13 protein-coding genes are annotated in these 17226 nt (G+C 57.8%); 7 read left to right on the forward strand and 6 right to left on the reverse strand.

The window, feature by feature from the left end; translation table 11 throughout:
• Positions 1-238 precede the first annotated feature (238 nt).
• Positions 239-4375, forward strand: a complete 4137-nt coding sequence (locus tag NW839_RS08150; protein ID WP_414350096.1) for a hypothetical protein — start codon at positions 239-241, stop codon at positions 4373-4375.
• A gap of 33 nt (positions 4376-4408) precedes the next feature.
• Here NW839_RS08150 and NW839_RS08155 read toward each other — a convergent pair whose 3' ends face one another.
• From NW839_RS08155 to ffh, 3 genes are read right to left on the reverse strand one after another with little or no spacing between them, the layout of a single operon-like run.
• The gene (locus NW839_RS08155) at positions 4409-5470 is read right to left on the reverse strand and encodes a histidinol-phosphate transaminase (protein ID WP_011431927.1); all 1062 of its coding nucleotides are present in this window, start codon (positions 5468-5470) and stop codon (positions 4409-4411) included.
• 48 nt (positions 5471-5518) lie between these two features.
• Positions 5519-5977 carry a tRNA (cytidine(34)-2'-O)-methyltransferase gene (locus NW839_RS08160; protein ID WP_011431928.1) on the reverse strand — a complete coding sequence of 153 codons (459 nt, stop codon included), beginning with the start codon at positions 5975-5977 and terminating at the stop codon, positions 5519-5521.
• A gap of 9 nt (positions 5978-5986) precedes the next feature.
• Positions 5987-7450 (reverse strand): signal recognition particle protein, encoded by a 1464-nt coding sequence (gene ffh, locus NW839_RS08165; RefSeq protein ID WP_414350095.1) that lies wholly within the window; start codon positions 7448-7450, stop codon positions 5987-5989.
• Positions 7451-7616: 166 nt separating this feature from the next.
• On the opposite strand from ffh, the gene NW839_RS08170 reads away from it, so the two are divergent.
• The 6 genes from NW839_RS08170 (at position 7617) to NW839_RS08195 (ending at position 15161) form a co-directional block, all read left to right on the forward strand.
• Complete coding sequence (locus NW839_RS08170) at positions 7617-9065, forward strand: carotenoid oxygenase family protein (RefSeq protein ID WP_414350094.1); 1449 nt, start codon at positions 7617-7619, stop codon at positions 9063-9065.
• 680 nt (positions 9066-9745) lie between these two features.
• Positions 9746-10474, forward strand: a complete 729-nt coding sequence (locus tag NW839_RS08175) for a hypothetical protein (protein ID WP_414350093.1) — start codon at positions 9746-9748, stop codon at positions 10472-10474.
• Positions 10475-10556: 82 nt separating this feature from the next.
• The gene (locus NW839_RS08180; protein ID WP_414350092.1) at positions 10557-10835 is read left to right on the forward strand and encodes a hypothetical protein; all 279 of its coding nucleotides are present in this window, start codon (positions 10557-10559) and stop codon (positions 10833-10835) included.
• A 67-nt stretch (positions 10836-10902) separates the two neighbouring features.
• Complete coding sequence (locus NW839_RS08185) at positions 10903-12630, forward strand: ABC transporter permease (protein ID WP_414350091.1); 1728 nt, start codon at positions 10903-10905, stop codon at positions 12628-12630.
• Between the two features lie 22 nt (positions 12631-12652).
• Positions 12653-14026, forward strand: a complete 1374-nt coding sequence (locus NW839_RS08190) for a nitrate/sulfonate/bicarbonate ABC transporter ATP-binding protein (protein WP_414350090.1) — start codon at positions 12653-12655, stop codon at positions 14024-14026.
• Between the two features lie 148 nt (positions 14027-14174).
• Positions 14175-15161: a macro domain-containing protein gene (locus tag NW839_RS08195; protein ID WP_414350089.1), complete on the forward strand. Its 987-nt coding sequence runs from the start codon at positions 14175-14177 to the stop codon at positions 15159-15161.
• Positions 15162-15291: 130 nt separating this feature from the next.
• Here NW839_RS08195 and ndk read toward each other — a convergent pair whose 3' ends face one another.
• From ndk to NW839_RS08210, 3 genes are all read right to left on the reverse strand, one after another.
• The gene (gene ndk / locus NW839_RS08200; RefSeq protein ID WP_011431937.1) at positions 15292-15741 is read right to left on the reverse strand and encodes a nucleoside-diphosphate kinase; all 450 of its coding nucleotides are present in this window, start codon (positions 15739-15741) and stop codon (positions 15292-15294) included.
• A gap of 87 nt (positions 15742-15828) precedes the next feature.
• On the reverse strand, positions 15829-16500 hold the full coding sequence (locus NW839_RS08205; RefSeq protein WP_414350088.1) for a HupE/UreJ family protein: 672 nt from the start codon (positions 16498-16500) through the stop codon (positions 15829-15831).
• Positions 16501-16549: 49 nt separating this feature from the next.
• The gene (locus tag NW839_RS08210; RefSeq protein WP_414350087.1) at positions 16550-17062 is read right to left on the reverse strand and encodes a hypothetical protein; all 513 of its coding nucleotides are present in this window, start codon (positions 17060-17062) and stop codon (positions 16550-16552) included.
• Positions 17063-17226: the final 164 nt, after the last annotated feature.

The raw sequence follows: 17226 nt of genomic DNA on the forward strand, positions 1-17226 counted from the left end.
GCGACTGTAAACTCGCCTGAAATTCCGAAACTTAGCTGTCCTCTGGGGCCGCTAGGGATTGGGATAAAGCTCGCACCCTGCGCATAGCGCGGGTGTCGGGTAGTTTACAAAAGCTTGAATCGAGATGTTTTGTGAGTTTGCAAATGGCTACATAGGTAGTTGTGGGCTACGTGGGGATTATGAAAAAAATTAAGACTTTTGGCACAGCGGCAATTTTCGCCAGTAGTCCGGCACTAGGATGGCTTCCAAGTATACCCGGCGGGATCCCATGTATGTATATTGCCCGGAGGAGTTTCTGGGAAGCAAAACCCAGTGCAACCTAGAAGCATTGATAGAACGGCTGGAAGAGGGGGGTCGCACCCTTTTGAGCCAGTTGTTTGACGTTCGTTACCCTTACTGGAAGCGTAATCTCCGCAACAACATTCGCTTGGTGGGGGAGCTGCGCTATGTAGGCGAGGTACCCGTTCTGGTTTTGTTTGGCCTCTGGCCGAGAGGCAGTCACGAATACCGGGAGTTCTTAGACCGACGGCGAGATCCGGATTATCAAGAGCGGGTGCGGAGCTGGGTGCCCGATGACCGGTTGCAGGCGTGGCTGGCGCAACGGCGGGAACCAGTGGATCCGCCAAACCATCTCCCCCCTCTGCCCGACGAGCTGTATGAATGGACACAGTTCTTGAATGCTCCCAATCCGCAGGAGCGGCTTGTGTTGGAAAGCGGGGAATGGGTTCGGCAAGTGCAAGCCCTTTCTCTAGAACAGCGGCGCCAAGTGTATCGGGCGGTAGAGCAATTCATTGGCGATGAGAAAGGGAATCTCTACTGGAAACTACCACTGTTTTATCCAGAAACTGAGGTTAGGTGCTGGCGGGAAGGCTCGATACATCTGGCTATCAGCCTGGTGCAGGTATGTGAGCAGGAAAAAGTCTTATCTCCATTTTTAATTGGAGTTTACGACCACGCTCCGGAGCAGAGAGAGCGGTTTGACCTGGGGCGCCGAACTTGCCTATTTGGGAGGGGGGCCGATCAGCCGGATATTCTCCAACACCCACAATCTTTAGAGATTTGGAAGCGATATGCCCGCCGCGCCTACCCCGACTACATGGTGATGGATGAGACCATTTGGTTGGAAATGCAGGAGATCACAGAGGGAAATTTGGCTTTGTCCATGGAGGAGGAAGAAATCCTGCAGAGTACATCCATGCCCCTACTGATCAACGGAAGGGCCGGGAGTGGCAAATCTCTGATGTTGTACTACCGCTTTGCCGACTATTGCAGCCACTACCTCAAAACTTCAAAACAGAGACCTCTTGAGTACCGCCCTCTCTTTTTGACCTACAGCCCCAGTTTGGTGCAGCAAGCCCGCGACAGGGTAAGTTCAATTTTGCGCATCAGCCACCGCTATCGGGAGAAGGGGTGCAGCTTCTCCACGGAGGAAATTCAGCAATGTCAAACTTTTTTTAGCACTTTTCAGGATTACCTGCTGAACTGCCTTCCTGCCGAGCGGCAAGAACGCTACCAACCGGATCGGTATGTCAATTTTTATCGATTTCAGAGCTGGTATTGTGGTCGCCGCGATGTAGAGCTGGCTTGGCACACCATTCGCACGCTGATCAAAGGCTATGAGGTCAGTGACTATTTGGATCCCGATAGCTACCGAGAATTGCCTGAGGCCGACCGCAGTGTGGATGAAGAAGCCTTCGAGCGGATTTACGAAGAGATTTGGCCGGGTTACCGGGATCGAACCACCCATGAGGGCTACTGGGATGACCAAGATTTGGCCAGAGATGTGCTGCAGAATGGCACTCTTAATCCTATTCATCCAGTCATTTTTTGCGATGAGGTTCAGGACTTTACCCAACTTGAGCTGAATATCATTTTTTGCTTATCTCCTTGGGGAAAATACAAGTTGGATTGGGCTATTGAGCGCCTGCCCTATGCCTTTGCCGGGGATCCCTTGCAAACCATTAACCCAACGGGATTTCGTTGGGCTGCTCTGAAAAAATATCTCTACGAGCATATCCGCGCCTACTTGTTGCCGAGCCATCCCTTTGAGATTGCAGGCCCGCAGGAGCTGAGAAACAACTATCGCAGCAATCCACAAGTTACTCGTTTTAGCAATGTAGTCAACCTGTGGCGGCGAGTTCTCAGCAAGAGTCGAGAAATCTATCCCCAACAGCCCTGGCGTCCCCATGAGCAGGGCATGCCGGTTCAAAGGTTTGTGCTGGATGGTCAGGAAAGAAACTTAATCGAAGATGAGCTTAGAAAAATGCTTAGTGATCTCACAGGAACAGTCTGTATCTTACCCTGTCCTGTGGGAGAGGAGCTGAACTACGTGCGTCAGGATCCCGAACTCCAGAAGATCTTTGCCGAGGAATTGAAGCAGAATCTTAAACCACCGCTCCTGCAAACTGCTACGTCTGTTAAGGGAATGGAGTTCAAAAAAGTTATCCTCTACAAGTTTGGAAACGCCTATCGACAAAACTTTAACCGGCAGCTTAATTATTACGCCCGAGGAGCTGGGGAGGCGATATCCCTGCAACTCCATTATTTTCTCAACCAATTGTATGTCGGCATTACCCGCCCCATCGAGGCCCTGGCCATTGTGGACACCTCTGCCGGTTGGCGGGAGTTCTGGGATCCAAGCTTAGAATCCAACTCTTGGCTCGATCATCCTTCTCTGCAACCGGATCGGTCGGAATGGGAGACCGACCCACCGGTATTGGGTTACCCTGTCAAAGGCATCAATATCCAGTACTGGACCAATACAAGCTTGGAAGATCTGCAGGAGGCAGCTCTTGAACTTCTCAGGCGTGGCATCGAGGAGGGCAACCCTAAACTTCTGGAGGATGTTCAAACTCTGGCGCGGAAGGCAAAAAAACCACCTCTAGAACAGGAATGTCAGGCCTGGATCCTCAAGCTCCAGAAGAACTACGTTTCCGCAGGGCAAAAGTTCCTAAGCCTAGAGCAGTCTGCTTTGCCCAACAAAAATCTTAAACGAGAAGCCTGGGAGTGCTTTTGGAGAGGGAAGGCCTGGTTGGAGCTGCAGCGTAACGCCGCCTACTTTGCTGGATGTCCTGGGATCCCAGACTACAGCCCCTTGGTGGACTTGATGGTGGCGACCCAAAGAACCTCTGTCAAGTCTATGGAGCGCTTCCGACAACTGGTGCGGGTGCGAGATTGGCTGAGCGTTGAAGTCAGCCCCAAAGATAGGGACTTCGTCCCGCTTACACGAACGGATTCCACCTGGAAAGAGTGTGTACAGCAATTTTTGGCAGAGCTTGAGCAAGTTCTCAACAACTTGGGAACTTTCTGCCCCCAGGAAGAGGCCCGCAGCTGGTTTTTGCAAGAGACCCTTGAGGCTTTGAAGGGACGTCTGGCCTTTCTCGGCCAGCGGCAGCCGTTCGCGAATCAGTACTACAAGATTTGGGGTATCTGTCACTTCTATCGGCAGGAATTTGAGCGGGCGGTAGAGGTTTGGGATCAGGGGGGCCAAACGGAGCATTCCCCCTACTACCGGGCCAAGATCCACCTGGAACCCCTTCCCGGCAAGGTGAGGTGGCTATCCAAAGACCGCCAAGACTCGGTGGTGCTGGACCGATGGCAAGAGGCAGGACGTCCCCTCACAGGCGAGTGGGCAGAGTACATCGGCGACGTCGTCACCAGTCTGGAGCGCTTGAAAGACTGGCCGCTGATGCTGCGAGTTCTGATCCAGTGCCGAGAGTGGGAGAAGCTCTGGAAAACGGTGCAGGCCCATCCTCAGGCGTGGCAGCGGGGACATGACTACGAGCTGGTGGCTGCCATGGCCCGGGATATCCGGACCAACTGGGAAGACTTAAGGCGCAAATCCCCTGGGCTGCGAGATTTTCTGCAGGAAGTGGTTACCAGCACACAGATGGAGCGGGCCTGGTGGCTACAGCCCCTGGAGGTAGGCTTGGCTTGTGAGCGATTGGGCCACTACCGAGACACGCTCAGGTTTTACGAGCGCTTCACCGAAAGCAGAACCGGCAGGCTGACCAGGCAGCAACGCTCTCAAATTCGGCAGCGCTGGCTGGTGACCCACCAAAGGTATCAAGAGGTTCTCCAAGCGGAGGGGCGCCCAACAGATCGTTTGGCGGAGGAGTTTCGACAGGCTCAAGAGCGTTGGAGGGAGCAGCTGCCCCAGGCAGAACCTGAGCTGGACGGACGGGATCCCTGGGCGCTTGACTTTGTGGAGCACCCCAGCCCTGTCCAAAGTTGGCTGCTGCAGCGGGCCCAAACCGACACCCAGAGCCGACTCAGAGCGGAAATCGCCCAGGCGCTGGAGCATCTGGACGAACGACACTTGCAGCAGGTGCACAGCTTGATCCAGCGTTTCTTGACCGCAGGCTTGTCCACCTAGGCTGGCTCCAAAAGCAACTCGGAGCCGGGAGATCTACTGCAGGATTTGGCGCAGGCGCTCCAAGGCCCGTCGGTTCTCTTCAGGGGTGCCCACCGTCAGACGCAGCCCCCCACCCGTGTAGCGCACACCAGTCCCCAGCTCCTGCCAGGCCCGCTGCAGCTCTTGGGGATCCCAGCCGGCCACCCGGAAGTAGAGGAAGTTGGCTTGGCTGGGCCACACCCGCACCCCTGGCAGCTCCTGCAGAGCTTGATAAAGGGCTTCCCGCTCCTGACAAATTAGCGTCACGTCGGCCAAAAGCTCCTCGGCATGCTCCAAAGCCATCTGAACCGCCCACTGAGAAAGGGCCGTGAGGTTGTAGGGCAGGCGGATCCCATCCAACACTTGCATAAGCTGTGGATGACCCACAGCATAGCCCACCCGGTGGGCCGCCAGGCGAAAGGCTTTGGAGAAGGTGCGCAAGATTACCCAGTTGGGATGCTCCGCCAATTTGGGCAGGGCTGTGTGCCGGCTGAACTCAAAATAGGCCTCATCCAAAATCACCAGAATCTCTTCGGGCAGCCCTTCCACCCACTCCCACTCTGCAGCCGTCAGGCCATTCCCCGTCGGCGAGTTGGGATCCACCAGGCACACCACCCGAATCGGATGCTCCCTCAAAGCCTGTTGACATCGCTCTAGATCCAGAGCAAACGTCTCCGGGTCGCGGGGAACCCGCACCACTGGGATCCCCAGGCTCTGGGCCAGGATGGCGTACATGGAGAAGGTGGGCTCTGCCACCAAAATGCCGCCCCGCCCGCCCAGACAGGTGGCAATCAGCAGGGAGCGGATCAGCTCATCCGACCCATTGCCCAGGCTGATCTGCTCTGGCTCCGCTCCGGCATAGGCGGCGATGGCCTGCTTCAGGCCCCGGTGGTGGGCATCGGGATAGCGGTTGCTGGGGATCCCCTTTTCCCAAAGGAGGGAGAGCTTCTGCTTAAAGCCCGCCGGCCAATCGAGGGGGAACTCATTGGCATCCAGCTTGTCGGCAGCCGGGGCAGGCACGGCGTCGTAGGGCTTGAGGTAGAGCAAGTCGGGGCGCAGATACTGCAGAGCACACATCTTCCTGACGGGGAGAAGTAGCTATTATATCAGGGCCAACCCGACCACTTATTCTTTTGTCAGGGATCCCTGCTGACGTAGCGCCTCAAAAAGGGCAATCGCTACGGCATTGCTGAGGTTCAGGCTGCGCACCGGCCCCCGCAGTGGGATGCGCACGCTGGGATAGGTTTCCAAGAACAGAGGATCCAACCCCCGGCTTTCGCTGCCGAACACCAACCAGTCTCCCGGCTGATAGGTTACTTCCGTATAGAGGGCTTTGCCGCGCACACTAAAACACCAGAACCGGGCCTCAGGGTGGGCCTGCACCAGAGCAGACCAAGAGGGGTAGCGATACAGTTGGACGTGCTGCCAATAGTCCAGCCCCGCCCGCTTGAGGTAGCGATCAGAAAGGCGAAACCCCAGAGGATCCACCAGATGGAGAGGCGTATCGGTGGCTGCACAGGTGCGGGCGATATTCCCCGTGTTGGCCGGGATCTCTGGGGCAACCAAAACAACGTGGAAGGGCATAGTCCTATCCTACTTGCCCCCAAATCCGCGGTTGCCGCCCCCTTTTTTGCCCCCACCTTTGCCCGGTTTGCGGCTGGGCTGTTGCCGAGAGGGAGAGGCCGTTGAACGTCCGCGCCAACTGGGATCCCCGCCGGGAAGAGAGGTACGCCCACCCCCCCAACCCATACCGGGAAAACCGCCACCCATGCCCATGTTGCGCATCATGTCGCGCATGCGTTGAAAATCACTGACCAGTCGGCTGACATCCTCCAGCTTGTGGCCAGATCCGCGGGCCACCCGTCGTTTGCGGCTGACGCTGCGGGCCAACAGATCCGGGTTGCGCCGCTCTTCGGGGGTCATGGAGTTGATCATGGCTTCGGCGCGGGCCAGTTGGTCTTGTCCCTTTTGCAGTTGTTCCTCGCTGATTTTGCCCATCCCTGGCATCAGTCTCAGCAGCCCTGCCAAGGATCCCATGCGTTTAATTAGGCGCATCTGCTTGAGGAAATCGGTGAAATCAAACTGGGCAGTCATCATCTTCTCCGCCATGCTGGCGGCATCTCCCAGGTCGATTTCCTCTTGAGCTTTTTCCACCAAGCTGAGGATATCCCCCATACCCAGAATGCGGGAGGCCATGCGATCCGGGTAGAAGGGATCCAGCGCTTCCACCTTTTCGCCAACACCGATGAACTTGATGGGCTGACCGGACACTTGGCGAATGGAAAGGGCGGCCCCACCGCGGGTGTCCCCATCCAGCTTGGTGAGAATGGCCCCAGTGATGCCCAAGCGCTCGTGGAAGGCTCGGGTAAGGCTGGCTGCCTCTTGGCCGATCATGGCATCCACCACCAGCAGGATCTCGTGGGGCTGCACCGCCGCCTTGATCCGCTCCAGCTCCGCCATCATCTCCAGGTCGATCTGCAGGCGACCGGCAGTGTCCAAAATCACGTAGTCGTAGCCCTGCTGCCGGGCCGTCTCCACCCCCTGCCGGGCAATCTCGACGGGATCTGCTTTGCCCAGGTCGAAAACGGGGATCTGAATTTGCTGGCCCAGCGTCTTGAGCTGGTCGATGGCCGCCGGACGGTAGATGTCTCCGGCCACCATGAGAGACTTCTTGCCCTGCTTGCGCAAATACAGAGCCAACTTGGCGCAGGTGGTGGTTTTCCCGGATCCCTGCAAACCGGCCATGAGGACAATGGTGGGAGGCTGCTCCGCTTGGGCAATGGGCACGTTGGCTTCCCCCATCACTTTCACCAGCTCGTCGTGGACGATCTTGATGAACTGCTGATCCGGCGTCACCCCCAGGATGACCTCGGATCCCAGGGCAGCTTCCCGCACATCCTCGATAAACTGCTTCACCACCTGCAAATTGACATCCGCATCCAGCAGGGCTCGCCGCACCTCCCGCAGAGCTTCTTGAATGTTGGTTTCGGTGATCCTGTCCTGGCCGCGCAGCTTTCTCCAGGCCAATTCCAACTTCTCGGAGAGGGCATCAAACATGGGTACTGTGGATCCTGTCAGGCGCTTTGGGGGCATTTCCTACCATAGTCGAATCGGGGCGACTCCATCTTGGGGATCCCAACCAAGGTGGCTATCCCGGCCCAGAAAAACTGGCGACTTCACAAAAGTTTAAGCAACAATAGAGGGCGTTGCATGCAGATCTTCCATGGTCAGCGTCGCTTCCCTTCCCTACAGCACCACCGACTGGCAATTGGGCTATCGCTCCCTATCCCAGGAGTACGACTATTGGATTACGGAGATCGAAGGACGGATCCCGGCAGGGTTGCGGGGAACCCTGTTTCGCAACGGCCCAGGCAAGCTGGAGGTGGGATCCCAGCGCTACGGACACCCGTTCGATGGCGACGGCATGGTCTGCGCCATCACCTTTGTGGAGGGGAAGGTTCATTTTCGCAACCGGTTTGTGCGCACCCGCGAGTTTGAAGCAGAGGAAAAAGCCGGTCGGGTGCTCTACCGAGGGGTGTTTGGCACCCAAAAGCCGGGCGGCTGGTGGAGCAACTTTCTCGACTTGCGGTTCAAAAATCCCGCCAACACCAACGTCATCTACCAGGGAGACAAGCTGCTGGCCCTGTGGGAGGCCAGTGCCCCTTACCGGCTGAACCCGGCCACCTTGGCCACCGAGGGGATCGAAACGTTTGCAGGAGGGATCTCGGCCAGCCAGCCTTTCACTGCCCATCCCCGGCGGGATCCCCACACGGGAGATCTCATCGCCTTTGGGGTGCGGGCTGCCCAGAACTCCACGTTGCTGTTTTATCGTCTGGACTCGCGCGGGCGCTTGGTGGAAAAGCGGGATTACCGCCTGCCCGGTTTTGCCTTCCTGCACGATTTTGTCTGGACACCCCGCTACCGCATCTTTTTCCAAAATCCCTTGGCTTTCAATCCCCTGCCGTTTGTGTTGGGCTGGCAACCGGCGGGCACCTGTCTGACCTTGAAACCGGGGGAGCCGACCCGCATCTGGCTCTTTCCCCAGGGCGACGAGCCGCTGCAACTGGAAGCGGAGCCGGGGTTTGTTTTCCATTTTGTCAACGGCTACGAAGTCGGGGATCGGGTTGTGGTGGATGCCGTCCTCTATGAGAACTACCCTGCCCTGGAGCCGGATGCCGATTACCTGCAGATTGACTTTGCCCAGATTCCGGCGGGCAAGCTGTGGCGGTTCTATCTGGATCCCAAGGGGGGCAGCGTGAAGCGGGAACTGCTGCTGGATCGCTCGGTGGAGTTTCCGGCCATCCACCCGGCTCGAATGGGGGGATCCCACCGCTACATCTACATCGGGGCCACCCATGCTCCTGGCCCCAATGCTCCTCTGCAAGCCATCCTCAAGCTGGATACCGCTACAGGCCGCACACAGCAGTACAGCTTTGCCCCCCGCGGCTTTGTGGGAGAACCGGTGTTCATCCCCGATCCAGAAGGTCAGGGAGAAGAGGCAGGGTGGATCGTGACGGTGGTTTTTGATGCGGCCAGCCAGCGCTCTCAAGTGGTGATCCTAGAAGCAGCCGATCTGACAGCCGGCCCCGTCGCGCGTATCCCATTGCGGCACCACATTCCCTATGGCCTACACGGCAGCTTCACTCCGCAGGTGTGGGCAACGCCTGCCTAAGCGATGAGCTTCAAGATGGCTGAATGGATCCCCTTGGCTGAGGGAATGCAATCCAGCCCTTAGAGAGCCCTGGGGATCGGTCAGTCGGATCCCGGCTGTGCAGAAACACCTCCAGTCAGCGTTGCCGGAAAAAACTACAGATACTCATCAATATCAATGGCCCTGTCTGGGGAATAGACATCCTGCAGCCTGAGAACCATTCCCTTGGAACAGTTGCTACCATTGGCTACAGGTCGGCTACAGTGTTGACAACTGCGGGCAAGGGCAGCTGCTAGGAGTTTCCCAATAGAAGCAGAATGGAAAAACGCTGTTGGGCATTGTTAGGCTAATGGGTGGTGTGCTGAGCAAGCCTTGGGTCAAGAGCAAAGCTAAAGCTATAGCCTGTTTTTGCAACGGTAAATGTCTGCCGCCGAGCATTCTGAATTGACAGCAACGGAACCGTCACAATGTCCTCCGATCTGAGATCTCCCTTTCGACCTGTACGGCCCCCCAGACCCAGCTCAACCGGCGAGGCCAAGGGATCCCTGTCATCAGCGAAAGCTCAGGATCCTGCGGCAGCTCCTGGTGCTGTTCGCGACAGCGGGACGGAGTCCTTGCAGCCTGTTGTCAGTACCACTGCTAGCTTGGAAGAAAAGAAAGAGCGAGTCTGTTTGGAACCCATCCCCCCGCCTGGGGAGAAGATGCAATACCGAGCCATCGGCCTCATCGAAGGGCAATACATTCCCTCCCCAGAGCACTTTACCCGCGGGATTTTGCGCACCTCGGATGGCTTGGATCTGAATGCCGTATTGCTGGGCCGGGTGATGAGCCTGGTACGGAAGCACCTGAAGCCGGAACGCAACTACCTGTGGGTGGTTTATCCTCGCACCCGCGACAAAACCGAAGATCTGCACGTGCAGTTGCTGGGGGTGTGGGCCCCAGAAGAAATGGGGCGAACTCTCCCCGAGGGATCCCGTCCGACGGTGGTGCCGGATTGGTTTTCCATCCGGGGCGAGGTCGTTTTTCAATCCCAGGAGAAAGGGTTCATCATCGTCAAGATCCGTCAATCGGGCAAAAAAGCTTCCGCCAACTCTCCCTCTCAGCGAGTCCAGAAGGATGGAGCCGCAGCCCCCAAGCCCCAAGCCTTCAAATTGCGCCTGATCGGATCCCTGCCGGGCAAAGGGGTAGGCAATTTCTGGGATCTGCAGGTGCGCCGCCGCGGATCCCTGCTCTATGTGGAGGCGGGCACTCCCATCGGCCCAGTACTCAAAACGCCGCCGCGCCCACGCCTGAAGCGTTCCCCCCCCCAACCCAAAGCCAGGAAGAGTTCCACCCCCTCGACACGTGGGGAAGCGTCTATTCAAGAGCCGTTTTATCCTCTGCGAGATCCCACAAAAGTACCCAAGCCGGTTAAGAGAAAACGCCCATAAACTGGGCTAGTAGATCCTGCTTTAATGGAGCTTTTCATGTTGACCTTCTTGTTGTGAACCATTCTTTTACCCTGGTTAGGCCGTGGCAGAACCAACTCCTCCCAACAAAGATGAATTCATTTCGCCTCGCTATCCCTACTGGGGCGAAGTGAGGCCGCAGAACCTAGTTTTTGATGCCAACCTGCAGGAATTTAGCAATAAAGTGTCCTTGATTTGTAGCTTGGAAACCGGGGGCAAAATTACCCCGGAAGAAGCCTACCGGCAAATCAAGGAGCTGTGGAAACAACTCAAGCAGACCAAAAAAGCCATCTTGGACGATCCCCAGTGGAAGGAGTCTCCCCCCGACTTGCCGGAAGAGTAGCCGGCTGGATCCTGGCTAACCGCAAACGGTGTACACTGGGCGCGGATGCCGGGCTTGGTCAGGGAAGATGAGGACTTTTCCTTCGCCGGAGGCGCTGCGTCGGCTGCCAGCGGGGGCTGCCGATGGGGCCATCATTCTGGGCACGTTGGTTCTCCTGGCCTTGGTGGCGCAGGTGGGGGTAGGGGCTTTTGAGCGGTTTCAGCCCCCGGCGGTGGTGCCCCGGATCGACTTGGATCCGCGCAACCTGCCCTACTATGCGGCCCGCTCCACCTTGCGCATGTTCATTGCCTTGGCCTTTTCCACCCTTTTTACCTTGGTCTATGGCTACATTGCTGCCAAAAGCCGCTGGGCCGAGCGAATTTTGATCCCTCTGTTGGATGTCTTGCAATCGGTGCCGGTGTTGGGGTTTCTCTCCATTACCGTCACCGGCTTTATTGCCCTTTTTCCCGGCAGCTTGCTGGGGTTGGAGGCGGCTTCTATCTTTGCCATCTTCACCAGCCAAGTCTGGAACATGACCTTTTCCTTCTACCAATCCCTGCGCACGCTGCCTCAAGAGTTGGTGGAAGCGGCTACCTTGTATCGCCTGTCGGGGTGGCAGCGCTTTACCCAGTTGGAAGTGCCGGCGGCAATGGTGGGCCTCATCTGGAACGCCATGATGAGCTTTGGCGGAGGGTGGTTCTTTGTGGCAGCCAGCGAAGCCATCAGTGTGCTCAACCAGGAATACACGCTGCCGGGGCTGGGATCCTATGTGGAAGCCGCCATTCAAGCAGAGGATTTGCCCAAGCTGGGCTGGGCGCTCCTGACCATGGCCGGGGTGATCCTGCTGGTGGATCAGCTTTTCTGGCGGCCTTTGGTGGCTTGGTCGGATAAGTTTCGCCTGGAACAGAGCAGCGGGGCTGCTGCCCCCGAATCCTGGCTGTACGATCTGCTGACCACGGCGCGGATCCCGCGGCTGATCGGCAGTTGGCTGTCCCCCTTGGCAGAGTTGGTGGATCGGCTGTTGTCCTATCTGACTCGCCCGCACTGGGTGGATCCCCTCAGTCCTGAGGCCGAGCGACGCCGCGAGCGGCTGCTAACCCAGCTTTCCCGGGCAGCTATTGGCGGCATTGGGATTTGGATTGTTTATTTTGTGGCTACCACTGTGGGCTTTGGAGAGGTGATGCTGACCTTCGGGCTAGGGATCCTCACCTTGCTGCGGGTTAGCGTGTTGCTGGTTTTTGCCACGGTGATCTGGACCCCAATTGGGGTGGCCATTGGCTTTAATCCAAAACTGGCGAAACTGCTGCAGCCGGTGGTGCAATTCCTGGCAGCTTTCCCGGCCAATTTCCTTTTTCCCTTTGCCACGTTGTTTTTTATCCGCACCCAGATCAGCATTGAGTGGGGCAGCATTTTGCTTATGTCGCTGGGGGCACAGTGGTATATCCTTTTCAACTCCATTGCCGGTGCCCAAAGCATCCCCACGGACTTGCGAGAAATGGCTGTGGATGTGGGCTTACGAGGATGGCAGCGCTGGCGAAAGCTGATCATTCCAGGGATCTTTTCCGCCTGGGTCACCGGGGGAGTCACGGCCAGCGGCGGCGCTTGGAACGCCAGCATTGTCTCGGAGATTGTGGCCTGGGGATCCACCACCCTCAAGGCTACAGGATTGGGCACCTACATTGCCGAGGCAACCTCGGTGGGGGACTGGCCCCGCATTACCTTGGGCATTGGCATGATGAGCTTGTTTGTGGTGGGCCTTAACCGCCTCTTCTGGCGACGGCTGTATCGGTTGGCAGAAGAAAAATATCACCTTTAGTCTTTTCAATTTCTGAGGCAATATGAGCTCTGCAGCTTCCCCCGTTTTGATCGAGGTCGAGAAAGTCTACAAGCGCTTTCCTTTGCCAGAGGGCAAGGGGGAGTTTACCGTTTTAAGCCAGATTGACCTGCAGGTGCGGGCTGGGGAAGTCTTGGCTCTGCTGGGCCGTAGCGGCAGCGGCAAAAGCACCCTTCTGCGCATCATGGCGGGCCTGATCCCCCCCAGCCAAGGGCGGGTGCTGAGCAACGGCAAGCCTCTACGCGGGCCTAACCCCGATGTGGCGATGGTGTTTCAGAGCTTCGCTCTCCTACCCTGGCTGACCGTGCAAGAAAATGTGGAGCTGGGGCTGCAAGCCCGAGGGATCCCCCGCGAGATCCGCCGGCAAAAGGCCCTGAAGGCCATTGACCTGGTGGGCTTGGATGGGTTTGAGAACGCTTACCCCAAGGAGCTTTCGGGGGGGATGAAGCAGCGGGTGGGCTTTGCCCGCGCCTTTGTCCTAGAGCCCAAGGTGCTGTTTATGGATGAGCCCTTCAGCGCCTTGGATGTGCTGACTGCCGAAAACCTGCGGGGGGAAATTGATGAGCTGTGGAATGCGCAAGCCTTCCCTTCCCAAAGCATCCTCATCGTTACCCACAACATCGAAGAGGCGGTGTTTTTAGCGGATCGGGTGGTGATTCTGGGATCCAACCCAGGGCGGATCCGGGGGGAGGTGAGAATAGATCTGCCGCGGCCTCACGAGCGCACGGATCCCCGCTTTAAGTCCTTGGTGGACTACATCTACGAGATCATGACCAACCCCGAAATTGCTGTTACCGGAGAGGTGGCTCTGCCTGCGCTGGCTGGTGATAAGGCCACTTCCCCCTATGCCTTGCCTCTGCCCCATGCGCGGGTGGGCGGGATCAGCGGTCTGCTGGAGTTGATCGTGGAGTGGCCGCAAGGGCGGGCGGAGATTGCCGATTTGGCCGAGCGGCTGCAACTGGCCGTGGACGATCTGCTGCCGATTTTGGATGCGGCGGTGCTGTTGGGCTTTGCCGAGGTGGCCAGCGGGGTGGTGCAACTGACCGAAATTGGCCAGGACTTTGCCAACACCACCATCCTGCGCAGCAAGGATCTCTTCCGACAACAGCTATTGGCACGGGTTCCCGTGTTCCGCAGCATCTTGCAGACTCTGGAAGAAAAAGGCAGCCGCTCCATGCGAGCGGACTTCTTCTTGGATCTTTGGGACGAACACTTCCCCCACGCTGAAGCCGAACGGCAGTTTGCCACCGCCATTGACTGGGGACGCTATGCGGAGCTATTTGAGTATGACGCCTCGGAAGAACGGCTCTACCTGCCGGAGCCAAGCGAGAGCTCCACTGCTCAAAAGCCTGTCGGTCTCAACTCTCGTTCCGACTGAAGCGCATCTGGCTCTGCCTTTTTCAAAGCTGCATCGTAGAGCGGAGGTATGGCGCCAATTCCAGAAAGTCCCAAAATCTACCACATTACCCATGTAGACAACTTGCAAGGGATTTTGGCATACCCCCCTGCCTAAAGGCAGGGGATTCTTGTTACTGGTTCTGCGACAGCACTTGAAATCATGGCCTGGGAACTTCAAGGCCTATGCCGCAGCCTGCCGGCGGGGGGAAGTCCAACCGGGCAAAATGTTCGTTTTCGAGACCGGAAACCTGACCAATCCGCGCTACATCATCAATTTCCCCACAAAACGCCACTGGCGGGGGAAGTCGCGGATCGAGGATATAGAAGCTGGGCTGAAGTCCCTTGCCGAGGAGATCAGGCATCTTGGTCTGCGCTCAGTCGCTTTGCCACCCCTAGGCTGCGGCCTCGGGGGTCTTCATTGGCCCGATGTGCGCTCCCGCATCGAGCAGGCGCTAGCAGAACTTCCCGACGTCCACATCCTTGTCTTTGAGCCCACCGGGCCTCAGCCTTTACCGAAGAGCATGCGCCGCGGCCAGATCCCTTCCTTGACGCCGGGAAGAGCGGTGCTGGTGGGCCTTATGGAGCGCTATGTAAACGGTCTACTTGTTCCGTTTGTCTCTTTGCTTGAGCTGCACAAGCTGATGTACTTCCTGCAGGAAGCCGGGGAGCCGCTTCGCCTGCGATTTACAAAGGGCGTTCATGGACCCTACGCCGAGAACTTGCGGCATGTTCTCAAAGAAATCGAGGGATATTACATCTCTGGGTACGGCTCGGGCGGTGATCGACCAGACAAGAAGCTGGAACTGGTGCCCGGTGCTGTCGAGGAAGCCCATAGATATCTCGCCGATCAGCCAGAGACGAGAGAACGCTTTGAGCGTGTCAGTGACCTCGTGGAGGGCTTTGAGTCGCCGTACGGTTTAGAACTGCTCGCTACTGCTCACTGGATTTTGACTCGGGAGCACCCTGCCACGGCGGAGGCGCTGGTGGAGGGTTTCCACGCCTGGGCAGAAAGGAAACGGCAATTCAGCAAGAAACAAATCCTGCTTGCCGCTCAAGTTTTGGCAGAGAAGGGGTGGGTCGAGGCGCTTCCAGGGCAGCAGTTCACAGCCAATTGAAGCCCGTTTGAGATATTGCCCCGGAGTGCTGCACAGACTTTGCTCCTAGCCTTTGTGCCGAAGGCAGAGGAGAACTGGGGATCATAGCACTGCCGTTGGAGATGAGGTTGGCGATTTGCAATAGCCATACTTACTCATAAATCCAGCTTTGGGCGACCGGCGTCCAGCTCACCAATTCCGACTCATCGAACCAAAGGGCGATCTCCCGCTGCGCGGTTTCAACTCCATCGGAGCCGTGAATGAGGTTGCGGCCAATGTCGATGCCAAAATCGCCGCGAATGGTGCCCGGTTCTGCCTCCAGGGGGTTGGTCTTGCCGATGAGCTTACGGGCGGCAGCAATCACCCCTTTGCCCTGCCAGACCATAGCCACCACCGGCCCCGAGGTAATGAACTTCACCAAACTGTGGAAGAAGGGGCGCTCCTTGTGTTCGGCGTAATGGGCTTCCGCCAGCTCTTGGCTCACTTGCACCAGCTTCAGGCCCACCAATTGGTAGCCCCGGCTCTCCAGGCGCTGGATGATGGTGCCCACCAGCCCCCGCTGCACGCCGTCTGGCTTGATGGCAATAAAGGTGCGCTCCATGGGATCTCCCCTCGTTTTACAGATCTTCACCGCTATCCTTGTACCGGATCGGGGATCCCGAGCGCAAGGGAGCAAAATTAGCGCTTTTTACGCGCCCACCACTGCCAAGGTCAGGAAGGCAGCCCCCACCACTGTAATCGCCCAGCCGGCCCAGCGAGTTAAGCCAGGGATCCGCAACCCCCAGCGTTCTGCTGCCCAAAGGGCCAGGAGAGCTACCCCATACTGGACGGTGCTCAACCCCAGTAGATATCCCACCCAAGGCATGGGTTGGGCGCCGATAATGGTTTCGGCGTAGGCATAGCCATGGAATAGCCCCGCCAGGGATCCCCCTATTAGCAAGAGCCAACTTGGGATCTGCCGCGGTTGCACCAGCAGCAAGCCGAAGAGAACCACGGAAGAGGCAATGGCCAGCTCCGTCAGTCCCAGGGGATCCCAGCCGGCCAGGTGGATCCCAGTGCCCACCAGACCCGCTAGCACAAAGCCCAAAGGGATCCCGTAGCGCCAGGGCTGCCCCGCCGCCACAAGACCGATGGCCACGACGAAGGCCAGGTGATCCAAGCCAATGACAGGGTGAGCCAGCCCGGAGAGAAATCCCTCCCAGGCCGTTGCAGGCAGTTCCCCTCCCAGGGCGTGGTGGGCAAAAGCCGGCGAAAAAAACCCCGTAACTGCCAGTGCACCCCCAGCAGCGGCAAAGCTGGGGATCCCTTCCTTCCGCCACCGCCCAAGCGGCGATGGGACTTGCTGCCACAGCCAAGACATGCTTTTGGACCTCCCTGAGTTCTCTCAATAGCTGCCCAGATCTCCCAGTCTAGGGGCGCTCTCTGTACCCTTGCAGATTTTCCGGCTCAAACTGGCGCAAAATCCGCGTGGCTTCGCGGAGGCGGGTTTCGTTCTCTTCTTCCACAATGAGCACGTACTTGCCCGCAGCGAGGCGGTTGCGGTAAGCCAAAGCATCGCCGGAGCCACCAGACAAGCCCACTCCGCCGCCGACGAAAAAGCTGCCCATGGCCCCGCCCATCGCGCCCAATAGGCCGCCGATCAGGTGGTTGCCTATAGGTCCCGCCCAGGCAAAGGTATCCAAACCACTCAAAACGCTGAACCCCACCCCGGCCAAAAAGCCAAAGGGCACCAACCAAATGGCCAGGCGCCGCATCTGACGGCGGGCCGCTTGGGCCGGGTCAATCAGCCCAAACTCATCGGCGGTTTTGTAGCCTCGCCCCAGTAGGTGCAATCGCTCCAGGGAAAAGCCGGCTTGTTCCAGGGCGCTGTAGGCCGCCTCAGCGGCTATGCGATCCGGCAGTACCGCGATTAAATAGCTCATGGACCCGGGGATCCAATCCGTTCCACATCTTATTGTCTGCCAAGTTTGAGCGAGGATCCCTGTGACCCAGTCTGGCTCCACTAGCGCTCCATCTACTAGGTCGTGTTGATCTTATGTTAGGATAGAGAGAATAATTTATAGAGGAAAGAGGATGAAGTTGGTTT

This window comes from Synechococcus sp. R5-15, assembly GCF_047462035.1.
Lineage (GTDB): Bacteria > Cyanobacteriota > Cyanobacteriia > Thermostichales > Thermostichaceae > Thermostichus.

Bases quoted from the DNA above. Each gene is read 5' to 3' on its own strand.
- NW839_RS08150 (WP_414350096.1), top strand. From the start codon at position 239: ATGGCTTCCAAGTATACCCGGCGGGATCCCATGTATGTATATTGCCCG.
- NW839_RS08155 (WP_011431927.1), bottom strand. From the start codon at position 5,470: ATGTGTGCTCTGCAGTATCTGCGCCCCGACTTGCTCTACCTCAAGCCC.
- NW839_RS08160 (WP_011431928.1), bottom strand. From the start codon at position 5,977: ATGCCCTTCCACGTTGTTTTGGTTGCCCCAGAGATCCCGGCCAACACG.
- ffh (WP_414350095.1), bottom strand. From the start codon at position 7,450: ATGTTTGATGCCCTCTCCGAGAAGTTGGAATTGGCCTGGAGAAAGCTG.
- NW839_RS08170 (WP_414350094.1), top strand. From the start codon at position 7,617: ATGGTCAGCGTCGCTTCCCTTCCCTACAGCACCACCGACTGGCAATTG.
- NW839_RS08175 (WP_414350093.1), top strand. From the start codon at position 9,746: ATGCAATACCGAGCCATCGGCCTCATCGAAGGGCAATACATTCCCTCC.
- NW839_RS08185 (WP_414350091.1), top strand. From the start codon at position 10,903: ATGAGGACTTTTCCTTCGCCGGAGGCGCTGCGTCGGCTGCCAGCGGGG.
- NW839_RS08190 (WP_414350090.1), top strand. From the start codon at position 12,653: ATGAGCTCTGCAGCTTCCCCCGTTTTGATCGAGGTCGAGAAAGTCTAC.
- ndk (WP_011431937.1), bottom strand. From the start codon at position 15,741: ATGGAGCGCACCTTTATTGCCATCAAGCCAGACGGCGTGCAGCGGGGG.
- NW839_RS08205 (WP_414350088.1), bottom strand. From the start codon at position 16,500: ATGTCTTGGCTGTGGCAGCAAGTCCCATCGCCGCTTGGGCGGTGGCGG.
- NW839_RS08210 (WP_414350087.1), bottom strand. From the start codon at position 17,062: ATGAGCTATTTAATCGCGGTACTGCCGGATCGCATAGCCGCTGAGGCG.